This is a genomic window from Clostridium sp. ATCC BAA-442 (assembly GCF_964239415.1).
Classification (GTDB): Bacteria; Bacillota; Clostridia; order Oscillospirales; family Oscillospiraceae; genus Flavonifractor; species Flavonifractor plautii.
This window is the reverse complement of sequence record NZ_CAXSQB010000015.1, coordinates 19944-32689: the sequence shown is the minus strand read 5'-3', so window position 1 is coordinate 32689 and position 12746 is coordinate 19944. Positions and strand designations below refer to the sequence as shown.

13 protein-coding genes are annotated in these 12746 nt (G+C 64.1%); 2 read left to right on the top strand and 11 right to left on the bottom strand.

The features are described from left to right. Nucleotides 1-7: 7 nt before the first annotated feature. Nucleotides 8-1027, top strand: coding sequence for a zinc-dependent alcohol dehydrogenase family protein (locus tag ACESY8_RS08495; RefSeq protein WP_007494286.1), 1020 nt, complete (start codon nucleotides 8-10; stop codon nucleotides 1025-1027). Nucleotides 1028-1101: 74 nt separating this feature from the next. Here the strand turns inward: ACESY8_RS08495 and ACESY8_RS08490 are convergent, their stop codons facing one another. From ACESY8_RS08490 to ACESY8_RS08440, 11 genes are all read right to left on the bottom strand, one after another. Continuing rightward, nucleotides 1102-2094: an SMP-30/gluconolactonase/LRE family protein gene (locus tag ACESY8_RS08490; protein WP_009257158.1), complete on the bottom strand. Its 993-nt coding sequence runs from the start codon at nucleotides 2092-2094 to the stop codon at nucleotides 1102-1104. A gap of 18 nt (nucleotides 2095-2112) precedes the next feature. Beyond that, on the bottom strand, nucleotides 2113-2997 hold the full coding sequence (locus tag ACESY8_RS08485) for a D-psicose 3-epimerase (RefSeq protein WP_054338938.1): 885 nt from the start codon (nucleotides 2995-2997) through the stop codon (nucleotides 2113-2115). Nucleotides 2998-3005: 8 nt separating this feature from the next. Continuing rightward, complete coding sequence (locus ACESY8_RS08480; protein WP_434307836.1) at nucleotides 3006-3650, bottom strand: bifunctional 2-keto-4-hydroxyglutarate aldolase/2-keto-3-deoxy-6-phosphogluconate aldolase; 645 nt, start codon at nucleotides 3648-3650, stop codon at nucleotides 3006-3008. 13 nt (nucleotides 3651-3663) lie between these two features. Then, on the bottom strand, nucleotides 3664-5193 hold the full coding sequence (xylB, locus tag ACESY8_RS08475) for a xylulokinase (RefSeq protein WP_054338937.1): 1530 nt from the start codon (nucleotides 5191-5193) through the stop codon (nucleotides 3664-3666). 15 nt (nucleotides 5194-5208) lie between these two features. Further along, nucleotides 5209-6132, bottom strand: coding sequence for a phosphoglycerate dehydrogenase (locus ACESY8_RS08470; protein ID WP_054338936.1), 924 nt, complete (start codon nucleotides 6130-6132; stop codon nucleotides 5209-5211). 21 nt (nucleotides 6133-6153) lie between these two features. Then, nucleotides 6154-7095, bottom strand: coding sequence for a shikimate dehydrogenase family protein (locus ACESY8_RS08465; protein WP_034566036.1), 942 nt, complete (start codon nucleotides 7093-7095; stop codon nucleotides 6154-6156). Between the two features lie 45 nt (nucleotides 7096-7140). Further along, nucleotides 7141-8097, bottom strand: coding sequence for a phosphotriesterase family protein (locus tag ACESY8_RS08460; protein ID WP_054338935.1), 957 nt, complete (start codon nucleotides 8095-8097; stop codon nucleotides 7141-7143). Nucleotides 8098-8176: 79 nt separating this feature from the next. Next, nucleotides 8177-8923, bottom strand: a complete 747-nt coding sequence (locus ACESY8_RS08455; RefSeq protein WP_007494300.1) for a GntR family transcriptional regulator — start codon at nucleotides 8921-8923, stop codon at nucleotides 8177-8179. Nucleotides 8924-9107: 184 nt separating this feature from the next. Continuing rightward, nucleotides 9108-9500, bottom strand: a complete 393-nt coding sequence (locus ACESY8_RS08450) for a VOC family protein (protein WP_007494303.1) — start codon at nucleotides 9498-9500, stop codon at nucleotides 9108-9110. Between the two features lie 13 nt (nucleotides 9501-9513). Next, the gene (locus ACESY8_RS08445; RefSeq protein ID WP_044939321.1) at nucleotides 9514-10548 is read right to left on the bottom strand and encodes a zinc-dependent alcohol dehydrogenase; all 1035 of its coding nucleotides are present in this window, start codon (nucleotides 10546-10548) and stop codon (nucleotides 9514-9516) included. Between the two features lie 212 nt (nucleotides 10549-10760). Beyond that, a complete protein-coding gene (locus ACESY8_RS08440; protein WP_054338934.1) occupies nucleotides 10761-12314 on the bottom strand; it encodes a copper amine oxidase N-terminal domain-containing protein in 1554 nt (517 codons plus the stop codon). A gap of 219 nt (nucleotides 12315-12533) precedes the next feature. Between ACESY8_RS08440 and ACESY8_RS08435 the strand changes: the two genes are divergently transcribed. Continuing rightward, the gene (locus ACESY8_RS08435) at nucleotides 12534-12719 is read left to right on the top strand and encodes a hypothetical protein (RefSeq protein ID WP_498794705.1); all 186 of its coding nucleotides are present in this window, start codon (nucleotides 12534-12536) and stop codon (nucleotides 12717-12719) included. Nucleotides 12720-12746: the final 27 nt, after the last annotated feature.

Below are 12746 nucleotides of genomic sequence, written 5' to 3'. Positions count from 1 at the left end.
CGCACGCATGAAAGCCATTCAATACACCGCCCCCCGGCAGTTTGCCGTGGTAGATCTGCCCAAGCCGGAGCCCGGCCCCCACCAGGTGGTCATCCGGGTCAAGGCCTGCGGCATCTGCAAGACCGACCTGACCATCCACGACGGAAGCTTTCTGGCCAAGTTCCCCCTGGTGAACGGCCACGAGTTCGCCGGCGTGATCGACTCGGTGGGCAGCGCCGTCACCGAGTGGAAGGTGGGCGACCGGGTCACCGCCGACAACACTGAGCTGTGCGGCTACTGCGAGCCGTGCCGCAGCGACAAGCCCCTGTACTGCGAGAACTTCAACTCCCACGGCTGCAACATGCCCGGCGGCTTTGCCGAGTATGTGCTCATCAACCACGACAAGGTGTTCGCCCTCAGCGACAAGCTGTCCTTTGAGGAGGCCACCTTTACCGAGCCCACCGCCTGCGCGGTCCACGGCGTGGACCGCATCGCCCCCCGCTTCGGCGACTCCATCCTCATGTTCGGCGCAGGCCCCACCGGCATCATCCTGGCCCAGCTGCTCCGCCGGGCGGGGGCGGGCCGCATGGTCATCGCCGATCCCCACGCCGACAAGCTGGACATTCTGCGCAAGTATGGCTTTACCGACCTGGTGGTCATGGACAAGGCCGACCCGTCCAAGCACACCGCCGAGATCAAGGCCATCATGCCCAAGGGCTTCGACATTGTCATCGACGCCACCGGGGCCGCCTCGGTGTTCGAGTCCTGCTTCCACTTTGTCCACATGGGCAGCAAGATTGTGGCCTACGGCGTCTGCGCCGCCGACGCCAAGGTACCCGTCAGCCCCTACGACATTTTCAGCCAGGAGTACACCATCCTCGGCTCCTTCGCCCAGACCCACTGCTTTGGCCGGGCGCTGGAGTATCTGGAGAGCGGCGCGGTGCAGGTCAAGGAGTTGATCTCCCACGAGCTGCCGCTGGAGGACTACGGCAAGGGCCTGGACTACATCGTCCAGAAGCAGGCCCGCAAGGTTATCATTCACCCCTGAGAGCGCCTCCTCTCCGTGTGCCGAAAAAAGCCCGCCCGCCCCGGCTTGGGGTGGGCGGGCTTTTATGTTTCTCGCTAGGGCTCCACGTCCAGCATCGCCATGGTGGCGGGCATTTCGTGGGCGGTATTGACCTTCTCCTCGTCGGTGACCAGATCGAAGCAGGAGACGATGATCTTGTCCCCCCAGACGCACGGCTCGCCCGGCTCGTCCAGCTCGCCGTGGAAGCCGTCGGTGTCGGGGGAGCAGGCCATCCGCGTCACCCGGCCGTCGGGGGTGATGCGGGCGATGGCGTTGGCCGAGAAGTCGGCCACGTAGATGTTGCCGTAGGGATCGATGGTCATGCCGTCGGTGGACTTCAGGTTGGCCGGATCACAGGCCCACTTGCGGTTCTCCTTCACCGAGCCGTCGGGGTTGAAGGTGATTTTGTGCACCACCCCGTCGCCGAAGTTGCCGACGTAGAGGTTGCCGTCGTGGTCGAACACGATGCCGTCCACGCCGTACTGGCACTTGGGGTTCTCGGTGATAAAGGTGAGGAAGATGTGGGGATCGGCCAGGGTGTTGGTGCAGTGGATGCCCTCGGCGTCCAGGGGGAAGCGGTAGACACAGCTCATGAGCTTGCCGCTGTCCGTCTTCTGGCGGGTCATGCAGCTCTGGGTGACGTACATGTAGTCCCCCCAGATGCGGATGCCGTTGGGGTGCTCCATGTTGTCAGCCACCACGGTGCACTTCACCACCCCCGCGTCGTTGAGCCGCAGGCGGAGGATGCGCCCGGTGAACACCATGTGGGGCTCTCCGGTCCAGCCCGCGTTGTCCACCAGATAGAGGTCGCCGTCGGGGCCGAACTCGATGCCCATGGCCCGGGCCTCACCGGTGTACTCGTTGCGCGGCACGTCAAACCACTTCTTGATGTTGCGGTCCTTGTCGATTTTCAGCACGCAGCTGGGCATGGACAGATCCGCAAAGTTGGGACAGGACAGAATCAGGTTGCCGTCCCTGTCGATGGCCATGCCGTCGGGGGTGCACACCAGCTCCTCCGGCAGCAGGGTGAACAGCTTGGATGTTTGCATAAAGCGCATTGCCTCCTTTTACGCGGTCAGCTCCTTGAGGAACCGGCAGGCCCGGCCCGCCATCTCGTCCAGCCCGGCCTCCCCGGCCCCGCCGCTGAGATCCCGCCAGACCTTGATATCATAGGGAATGGTACCCCCCATGAGCACGAAGGGCTCCATCACAATGGCCCCCTGGTAGTTCACCTGCTTGAGGGCGGCGGCCATGTCCTTCCAGGGCAGGCGGTTGGTGGAGCCGGCGGGGCGGCGGTTGTTCTCCCCCACGTGGAAATGCCCCAGCCAGGGGCCCGCCTCCAGAATGGCGTCCACCATGCTGTCCTCCTCGATGTTCATGTGGAAGGTGTCCAGCAGCACCCGTGCGTTGGGACTGCCCAGGCGCTTGACAAACTCCACGCCCTCTTTGGCGGTGTTGAGCAGGTACTGCTCGAAGCGGTTGACCACCTCGCAGCAGTAGAGCACGCCGCAGTCCTCCGCCACCTTCATGAGCCGGGACATGGACTCCAGGGCAAGCTCCTCCTTGCGGCGCTTCTCGTCCAGGGTGATTCCGTGGTCGGGCAGGGCCTGCCACCCGGCGTAGGACACGCCGTTGAGGATGGTCGCCCCCACCTTGGGCATGCTCTCCAGGATGCGGGTGACATGGCGGATGCCGTTCTCCCGCACCGCCGGATCGTCGCTGGCCAGGTCGTATTTGGCCTCCAGGCCGATGGAATAGGTGATGCCCAGGCCGTTGTGATCGGCGCAGGCCTTCAGCTCCCGCAGCCTGGCGTCGTCGTAATAGCCCCACTCGGCGGAGGCCACCTCGCAGATGTCAAAGCCCAGCCAGGCCAGCTTCTCCATCAGGGGTATGTATGCAATCTCGTCCCAGTTGTGGCTCCAGAAGCCGTAGTGCATTCCAATCGGGTTCATGGCGCGCCTCACTGGCCCCGGGCAGCGCGAATCTTCTCCACAAACTGGCGGGCGGTCCCGGTAATCTTGCCGTAGTCGCCGGTCTTGGCCCCGGCGGTCAGGCTGCCGCCCGCGCCCACGGCCACCGCGCCGGCCGCAATCCACTCGGCCACGTTGTCCAGAGACACGCCGCCGGTGGGCATCAGCTCGGCCTGGGGGATGGGGCCGTGGATGGACTTGAGAATCTTCGGCCCGAACAGCTCGCCGGGGAACACCTTGATGATGTCCGCACCCGCCTCCATGCCGGCCACCACCTCGGCGATGCTCATGGCGCCGGGCATGCAGGCCACGCGGTAGCGGTTGCACAGGCGGACGGTGTCGCCGTTGAAGTAGGGGCTGACCACATACTGGGCGCCGGAGAGGATGGCCATGCGGGCGGTCTCGGGGTCCATGACAGTGCCCGCGCCGATGACAAAGTCGGTGCCGTCATACTCTCTGGCCATCTTCTCAATGATGGCGTTGACGCCGGGGGTGGTGTAGGTCAGCTCAATGCCGGCGCAGCCGCCCTCGATGCAGGCCTCGGCGATGCGCATGGCGTCGCCGGCGTCCTTGGCGCGGACCACGGCCACCAGGCCGCAGGAGCGAAGCCTGGCAAGTACCTGTTCCTTTTTCATGGGAAAAACCTCCTTACGCATTCTTGTGGGACGCCATGTACTCGTAGACGGGCAGCATGGCCTTGTAGCACACCTCAAAGGCCTCCTTCACCGGGCCGTAGGCGGCCACGGCCTCGGGGTCGGGCTCCACCGTGCGGTTGAGCTCGAGCATCTGGTCGATGACCTCAAAGCCCTTGAACACCCCCACGCCCACGCCGCCGGTGACCGCGGCGCCCATGGAGGTGGCCTCCTCCAGCAGGACGGGCACCTTGATGCGGGCGTTGTAGACGTCGGCCATCATCTGGCACCAGAGGGCGCCCTTTGCGCCGCCGCCCACCACCAGCAGCTCGTCGATGGGGATGCTCTTACGGAAGGACTCCAGAATAATGTTCAGGTTGAGGGTGACCCCCTCCAGTACGGCCCGGAAGAGGTCGCAGCGCTGGTTCTCCATTTTCAGCCCCAGCCAGGCGGCGGTGGCGTCCGGGTTCCAGCGGGGGGCCCGCTCCCCCAGCAGATAGGGCAGGAAGAGGACGCCGTTGGCGCCAGCGGGGCTCTTTGCCGCCTCCGCGTTGATGAGATCGTAGGGGCTGATGCCCTGCACTTTGGCCACGGCGGTCTCATATTTGGCCACCTGGCCCTTGAGCCAGTTGTAGGAACTGCCGCCGGCCTGCATGGTGCCGGTGGGCGAGTACAGCCCGGGGACGATGTGGGCCCAGGTGAAGGTGCGCATCTCCTCGTCAAAGAGGGGCTTCTCGCTGGTGGTGGCCACCCAGGCGGAGGTGCCGATGCAGCTAAAGGTGCGGCCCGGGCTGATGGAGCCGGCGCCCACGTTGGAGCACAGGCCGTCGCCGCCGCCCATGACCACCGGCGTGCCCGCCTTCAGGCCGGTCTGCCCGGCGGCCCAGGGGGTGACCTCCCCGGCCACGGTGGTGGAGGGGACGATCTCAGGCAGCTTGTCGCCGTCGATGCCCGAGGCGTTGACGATCTTGTCCGACCACTGGAGGGTGTTCAGATCAATGCAGGCGTTGGAGGTGGCGTCGGAGGGCTCGGTATAAAACTTCCCCGTCAGGCGCAGGACGATGAAGTCCTTGGCGTTGAGGACCTTGTAGGTCTTGGCATACACCTCCGGCTCGTTGTCCCGCACCCACATGAGCTTTTGCAGGCCGTAGGAGGCGCTGTTGCGGTGCCCGGCGATGTGGTAGAAGTCCCGCAGGGAGATCTGCTCCCCCAGGGCGGCGGCCTGGGCCTGGGCCCGCTGGTCGGCCCAGATGATGGAGGGCCGCAGGGGGTTGCCCTGCTTATCCACGCACAGGCACCCCATCATCTGGCCGGAGAAGGAGACTGCGGCGATGTCGCCGGGGTCGATGCGGGCCTTGTCAATCAGGTTGCGGCTGGTGACGCAGATGGCCTTCCAGAAATCCTCGGGATCCTGCTCGGCCCAGTTGGTGTTGAAGTAGTGGCAGTCGTAGCGGAACACCTCGCTGGTGATCATTTTCCCCTCGTCGCTGAACAGGGTTGCCTTGTTGCCGGAGGTGCCCAGATCGTGGGCCAGTATGTATTTCATCGCTGTCCTCCCGCCCTACAGGCCCAGATCGTGGATGAGGTTGGCAGTAGCCATGCGCCCCATGTTGCGGGACGCGCCCGCCGTGGAGGCGGCGCAGTGGGAGCCGAGCACCACGTTGTCCAGGGTAAACCAGCGGGGATCCTTGGGCGGCTCGGAGGAGAAGGCATCGATGCCCGCGCCGCAGAGGCGGCCCGCCTCCAGCGCGTCCAGCAGGGCGTTTTCATCAATGAGGCCGCCCCGGGCGGTGTTGATCAGGATGGCGTCCGGCTTCATTTTGGCCAGCTCCGCCGCGCCGATGAAGTTCTCCGTCTCCGGCGTCAGGGGCAGGTGGAGGGAGATGACGTCGCACTCGGCGAAAATCTCGTCGGGGGCGGCGCGGGTGATGCCGTGGGCCTTGGCGTACGCCTCGTCCCAGAAGGGGTCGTGGGCCAGCACCTTCATGCCGAAGCCCTGGGCCCGCTGGGCCACGTTGCGGCCGATGGCCCCCAGGCCCAGGATGCCGATGGTGCCGCCGGTCACGTCCCGGGTGGTGATCTTCTTCCAGTCGCCCTGGCGGCAGTGCTGGTCAATGAGCACCGTCTTGCGGGCCACCGCCAGGAGCAGGGCCATGGCGTAGTCCGCCACCGCCTCAGCGTTGGCGCCCACCGTGCGGGAGACCTTGATATCCCGGGCCTTGGCGGCGTCCAGATCAATGTTGTCCACCCCCACGCCGTATTTGGCGATGGCCTTGAGCTTAGGGGCGGCGGCGATCACCTCGGCGTCTATGGGATCCACTCCCACGATCACGCCGTCGCAGTCGGCCAGCAGGGCTTTCATGCCCTCCCTGTCCAGGATCCCGCCCGTCTCATTGCGCACCACCTCCAGGCCGGCGGCCCGGAGCATGGCAAAGACCTTGGGATCGGTTTTCCCATAAGAACGGGGTGTGGTAAGTACCTTCATGACAGAGCCCTCCCCTTGGCGTCACTTTCTCATTTCCCGGGCCAGCCGGTCGCAGGCGGCCAGCCGCTCTCCGGTGATGTCGATGTGGAAGACCTCGGCGATCACCTGGGTCCAGCCATGGATAAAGTATGTCCAGCCGTCCTCGATCAGAAGCCCCCGGCGCTCCCGCTGGGCCTCCGCCTGGTGCATGAACTCCAGGGTGCCCCGGTAGTTGAGCTCCCACACCAGGCCGTTCTCGGGGAATTTGCAGTGGTCGGTGAGGGGGGAGCCGGGCCGGTCCTTGCCCAGCCCGGTGGCGTTGATGACCAGGGAGCCGGCGGGCAGGGCCTCTACAATCCTGTCGTTGAGCTCGGGGGTCTTGCACAGATGGTAGCTCATGGGGACGTTCAGGTACTCCAGGATGCGCACGCCTTCGGCCAGGCGGGGGGCGGAGCGGTTGTTCAGGTGGATGCGGCTGGGCAGATCCTTGCCGTGCCGCTCCTCATTGCCCAGGTAGGCGGAGATGGACAGGGCGGAGCCGCCGGCGCCGATGATGCACACCTCCGCGCCGGTCTTAAGCCAGTGGCCCTCGGGCACGAAGGCGTCCAGGGCCAGGCCGGAGGAGATGGGATCCTTGGCGTGGGCGCGGAGCTGGCCGTCCAGCTTGGAGATGGAGGACAGCTCCCCGAAGCGCTGGGCATAGGGGTCCAGGTAGTCGAACATATCCTTTGCGGCGTTATACATGTCAATTTTGTGTGTGGTCACCAGCGCGCCCAGGGACAGGGGGTCATCCCGGAAGAACTGCACCACCGCCCGGTAGTCCTCGGCGGGGGCGTGGATGGGCAGGTCGATGCCCTTGATCTCCGCGTCCAGCCCCAGCTCCTTGGCCCAGATGGGGAACATTTTCATGATGGAGGACTGTCCGGTGGTGACGCCCACAAAGTACATGGTGGGTCGTTTGGCGGGTTCGGGGAGTTTGATCATGGTCAGGCGCATCCTTTCTTGACTGATTTGGTATTGAAATACCGGTCAGCCGGCGAAGAGCCGCCGGCAATTGAGCACGGTGAAATCCGCAAGGGTTCCGGGGGGGAAGCCGGCCGCCTCCAGCCGGGGCAGAAAGCGCTCCAGCAGGTAGCACAGGCTGATCTCGCCGCCGTAGGCGGCCATGCGCTGGGCGGTGGTGTCCAGAGACAGGAGCAGCCTCTGGGCGTACCCCCGCTCACACATGTGCCGCAGCAGCGCCACCTCCTCCTCGTCGGAGTGGTACTTGAAGCGGCCGATGGTGTCGTAGTCCAGGTACACGCCGGTGGCGGCGATGGCGTCATGGGGGCCGAAGTCGGCGGCCTGCCGGTCCACGTGGCAGACGATGAGCCGTTCCGGCGTCAGGCCCGCCCGAAAGCAGAGCTCCAGGGCGGGCAGGGTATTCTCCCCCCGCTCCGTGTGGAGCATCAGCGGCACCCCGCAGCGGACCGCCGCCCGGGCGGCCGCCCGCAGCAAAACGGCGTACCGGCCCTCGGCGCCTTCGGCCGGAATGGCGGCCTTTACCAGGCCCGCCCGAAAGGCCGTCGGCTGCGCCGGGCGGCGGTCCGGCTCGGGCCGCCAGGGGAGCATGCCCTCCAGCAGCTCACCGCAGTAGAGGTCGTACAGGCCCTCCTCATCCAGGCTGTGGACCCAGCAGTCCGCCGGGTAAAAGCCCAGCAGATGGTAGCCGGTGGAGGCCGCCACCGCCACGCTGCTCTCCCGCGACAGCGCGCCGAGGCGCTCTGCATCCCGTCCTGCGGCCACGGGCTGGGCGTCCGCCAGGAAGCCTCCCCCCGCCGCCCGATAGGCGCGCAGCTCCTTCAGTGAACGAGCCGGGTCGTCCAGCCGGAGGGCGGGGTTTTTCTCCGCCATGGGCGTCCGGTGGACAAAGATGTGTTCATGGATCTGGCTGTGCCCCAGCGCGTCCGGTGCGATGGGGCCGCTGACGGTTTGCACATGGAACATGACCTGACCTCCTGATAAAGTATCGTAGGATTGTAACTATGTTACTACATAAAAGGGGAAGCAAATTCCGCGCGTGCACTCACTCGCGGAACAGCTCGACACGGAACCGGCTCTGGTCGCCCCGGTAGTGGGCAAAGGAGAGCTCAATCAGCTTGCCGCTCTGGTTATAGCCGATGGTCTGGAAATAGTGAACCGGGCGGCCCCGCTTCAAGCCCAAAACCGCGGCGTCCTCCGGGTCGGCGGCCCGGGCCTCGCAGATACGGGTGACGTGGGTGACCCGGGTGTCGTCCCGCTTGGACAGCACCTGATAGAGGGACTCCCGGTTAAAGTCGTGTCCCAGGATAAAGCTGCACGCTTCATAGGGCAGGTAGGTCTCCACCCGGACGATGGGCTCGTCGTCGGCAAACCGCTTGCGGTAGAGATAGATGGCCTTGGTGCCCGCGGGCAGCTCCATAAGCTGCGCCACCTCGGGCTCCAGCTCCACCAGCTTGAGATCCAGTACCTCGGTGCTGGGGGTACGGCCGGTGCTGCGTACGTCGTCGTCAAAGGACTGGATGCTCTGAATGAAGCCCTGTACCAGCTTGGGGTGGGCCACAAAGGTGCCCTTGCTCTTGATGCGGTACAGGTGCTCCTCCCGCACCAGGTCGGAGATGGCCTGGCGCACGGTGGTACGGCTGATGCCGAACATCTGGCTGAGCTCCATTTCGGTGGGAATCATGCTCCCCACCGGGTAATTTCCGTTGTCGATCTCCTCCAGGATCAGCTTTTCAAGCTGGAAATACAGGGGAATAGGCACATCCTTATCCAGTCTCTTGTCTTCCAGCATGGCACGATCCCTTCCTCTCTTTTTACAGTCATTGCTTTAACTAGATTGGATTGTTGTAACATATATACATTATAGTCTATAAAGGGGCCCCTTGGCAAGGGGGTCAGGCAAATTCTCTAATTTTGCACAAAGAAATGAGTCAGATATCGCCGAACTGACCAGTCGCAGCCAGACGCTGCGCGGCCTACAGCCTCTGGCTGAACTCCACCGTCTCTCCGTTGGGGCCCAGTAGGTTGAAAAAGCGCACGCCGTTCTCCCAGAAGGGGAGGAACTGAATGGCATCTTCCAACGGGGCCAGGCCGGCCATCCGCACTTCCTCCCAGGCGGACTCAATGTCGTCCACGTCCAGGGCCAGGTGGTCGATGGCTCCGGGCCGGCGGGCGGGCGCGGCGCACTCGTAGGTTTCGATGCACAGGCCGCCGCAGGTGAGAAAGCACACCCGCTCCCCCGTGCCGGGATTGACAGTGCTGTGGGCCCGGACAAAGCCAAGGGACTCATAAAAAGCGGCGGTCTCGTCCAGCGCGGCGGTGGGAAGCCCCAGGTGCTGTAGGCCGGTTACATGCTCTGCAATGCTCACGGAGCTCCCCTCCTCAGTCGTCGCTGGGGTCCACGTCGATGAGGACCTTCATGGTGGTTTCCTGGTGCGTATCGATGTACTCGTAAGCGGCCAGATAGTCGGTAAAGGCAAAATGCCTGCTCATCAGGGGCTGGAGCTGTACCATGCCCTCGCGTACAAAGCGGATGGCATCCACATAGTCCTCGTGGCGATACATCATGGTGGTGTTCAGATCCAGTTCGGAGTCGTTGAGCTTGGCCAGATCACAGTGGGCCAGGCCAGCGTACACCGCAACCAAGATGATGACGCTTCCCTTCCGGGCGTTCTGGATGGCCTGATCCATGGTGGTGTCATTGCCCGCGCAGTCGTAGATGATGTCCGCCTTGTCGGGGCCGAAGCACTCCGTCAGAGCCGCGCCAAAGGGGCGGGTTTTGGTGTTGACAGCGTAATCCGCTCCGCAGGTGCGGGCCAGCTCCAGCCGATAGTCGGAGATATCGGTGGCCATGACCTCGGCCGCGCCAAAGGCCTTCAGGGATTGAACCAGCAGAATGCCGATAGGGCCGCAGCCCAGCACGCATACCTTCTTGCCCGCTACGTCCCCCGCCCGCCTGGCGGCGTGCACCGTGACGGCCAGAGGCTCCAGCATGGCGCCCTCGTCATAGCTCATTCCCGCAGGCAGCGCCGTCACCTTGGAGGCGTCCACCGCGAAGTATTCACTGGCAGTTCCGGTGGTCTGAAAGCCCATAACCTTCAGGTTCTCGCAGAGGTTATACTTGCCGTGGGTGCAGGGGTAGCATTCACCGCAGTACACCTGGGGTTCAATGGTCACCCGCTGACCCACCTGGAATTGGGTGACTCCCTCCCCCAGCGCCGCGACCTGGCCGGAGACCTCGTGGCCCTGGGTGACCGGGTACTTGGTGTAGGGGTGCTTGCCGTGGTATACGTGGATGTCGGAGCCGCAGATGCCGATGCGCTTGATTTTCACCAGCACCTGCCCGGGCCCGGCCGTGGGAACGGGTACCCTGTCAAACCGGATCTCCCTGGGGGCCATCATCACTTCCTGCAGCATGGTTTCTTGCATCATACTCACACTCCTTTGTTTGGTCCCGTCCGGTGTGCAGGGAGGCCGGACGGGTAAAATCCATCTATATCATGCGAGTATGGGAGGGGAAAGTCAAGAGGATTTTCGTGAAAAATGCACAGAACATCAGGTAAAATCAGCACCCCGCCGGGGAGAGAGCAGGGGCACTCCGGCTTACCCGGAGAGCCCCTGCTCTGGAATCAGCCCTCTGTGACGCCGATAAAGCCGCCGCCGGTGGTGTAAATCTTATCAATGACCACCTCGGCTGGATCCCCAGAGGTGGGAACCGGGTCGGCGGGGGCCTCGGGGGCGGTCAGATCCACCACCACGGCCCCCTTGGGAGGCTCGGTTTCAGGGGCGGTCTTGCCCTCGGTGTACCGGCCGGACATGGAGAATTCCAAGTCCATCAGACCGGCGGCATCACACTGCATAGAGGCCTCCATCCTGCCGTCGGCGTCCATGGACTCCTGGAGGGAGATGGACATGGGAGCGGAACCGTCGACATCGGCGGAGAGCTCTACGGACAGGTCATAGGCGGATACGTCATCTCCCCGCATGGTGAGGGTGAAGGTGAAGTCGGCGGCCACGCCGTCCTGCTCCAGGGCGTAGTGAAGGATGCGGTCGTTCCCGCTGACCGCCCAGGCGTCGTCCCGCAGGAGCTGGGCGGCCAAATCTACGTCCTGGGTCAGCTCGGAATAGGCGGTGTCCTTGTCATTGGGCTCCACGGTGGAGAGAAGCAGGGACAGCAGGGCGGTATAGTCCACGTCGCCGGTGATCATCTCCATGAGGGCACCGTAGTCCAACCCCATGTCCTCATATATGGCACTCATATCCATGGAGTACCAGGTGTCGGCGGGCAGGCCGGCGGCCTGCTCCAAAAATGCTCCGCCCAGGCTGATATAGAGCTGTCCGGACTCCAGATCGCCCCGGAGCTCCATATGGATACCTTCCTCGGCAAGGGCATCCAACAACTCGGTATCGCTGGCGCTCATACCTCCGTTCTGGCCATCCGTCAGAGCCTTCAGGAAGGGGCGCAGATCCATAGTCAGGCCCATAGCGGCGTCCATCTTCGCGCCGCCGGCCATGACGCCCTCCAGAGTGCCGTCCAGGGTAATGGGCGCAGATTCCGCCGTACTTCCCAGAAGAAGGCCCGTCATGTCCAGAGAGGCGTCAAAGTCGGCGTTCATGTCCCAGATTCCCGTGCGGTACTTCTGGCCGTATGCCAGGTATTTTTCCAGATAGGTAAAGTCATACTTGGATAGGGTCTCCTCCACCAGCTTTTCCATGTCAATGAGGATCACGGTGCGGTCGCCGGCGTCCCAGCCCACGGCGCAGCCAAAGGCCTGAGCGGCAAAGCGTACGGGCACATAGGTGCGGTTGTCGTGGGCGTAGGGGGCCGCGTCCATGGGGATGTGGGTGGTGACGCCGCTGCGCTCCACGGTGGCTGTTGTGCCGCCCAGGGCCATGGTGACGGTGGTGCCGTCCCGAACGGCGGTAATGGTCTGAGCGGCGGGGGAATAGCTTACCTCGGCCCCCATGGCCTCAAACACGGTGCGCACAGGCAGGAAGGTGCGGCCGTCCCTCGCCTCAGGTGCGGCGTCAGGGAAGGACAGATTCCGGCCGTCCAGTTGGACGGAGATGCCGGTGGATGGGGCGGAGGCGGGGACGGACTCCGCGGCCAGGGCGGAGGTGCCGGTACCCAACAGGGCTGCCGCACAGGCGACAGCCAGGGCGCGCTTGGGAAGTGTGTGCATGATTCCATTCCTCCTTTTGTCGGTAGAGCCACTATAGCACGCTTTTTTTGCGGTGACAAGAGGGCGGGAGCTCTTCTTATGAGGAAAAATCAAATTTTTTACTTTGCTTAGTCATGTTTGGAATAATCATCGCAGAGCCCCCGTGATACTGTCAACTGAGGTTACCTATCTTTGGGATAAACGGGGTGCGGAGCTTGAAGATCTACAGACCGGGCGGGGCTGAGCCAGGAGCAGCTCGCAGTCCGGCTCCAACTGGACGGGCTGGGGCTGACCCAAAAGGCCATCAGCTGGATGGAGACCGGGGAGCGGGTGGTGGCGGACTATGAGCTGGTCCACCTGGCCCGGGCGCTGGAGGTTGGTGTTCTGGAGCTGCTGGGCCTGGAGCTGGAGCACAGGCCCATCTAACCCCAAAAAGGGGGGGCGTTCCCGTAG